This is a genomic window from Paraburkholderia phymatum (assembly GCF_038900715.1).
GTDB classification, from domain to species: Bacteria; Pseudomonadota; Gammaproteobacteria; order Burkholderiales; family Burkholderiaceae; genus Paraburkholderia; species Paraburkholderia phymatum_A.
This window is the reverse complement of record NZ_JAYMRZ010000116.1, coordinates 1-255: the sequence shown is the minus strand read 5'-3', so window position 1 is coordinate 255 and position 255 is coordinate 1. Positions and strand designations below refer to the sequence as shown.

1 rRNA gene is annotated in these 255 nt (G+C 53.7%); it reads right to left on the bottom strand.

Annotation, left to right across the window (positions count from 1 at the left end):
- Nucleotides 1-109, bottom strand: a 23S ribosomal RNA gene (locus tag VSR68_RS43035); the annotation flags it as partial.
- Nucleotides 110-255: the final 146 nt, after the last annotated feature.

Here is a 255-nt window from a genome sequence, read left to right as displayed (position 1 = left end):
GGCGGATCAAAGCTCGTTTGCCAGCTCCCCGCCGCTTTTCGCAGGCTACCGCGTCCTTCATCGCCTGTGATCGCCAAGGCATCCACCACATGCACTTGTTCGCTTGACCCTATAACGGGTGTGTCTCTCGACACCACTCGCTACAGGCTGAGTTTTCGCGTTGTGCCGTATTCCAAAGCCCTCTTTCGAGGAACTTAAAAATACTTCGATACAATCACAACCCTGATCCATCTACTCACGGCCATCTCTAACCGC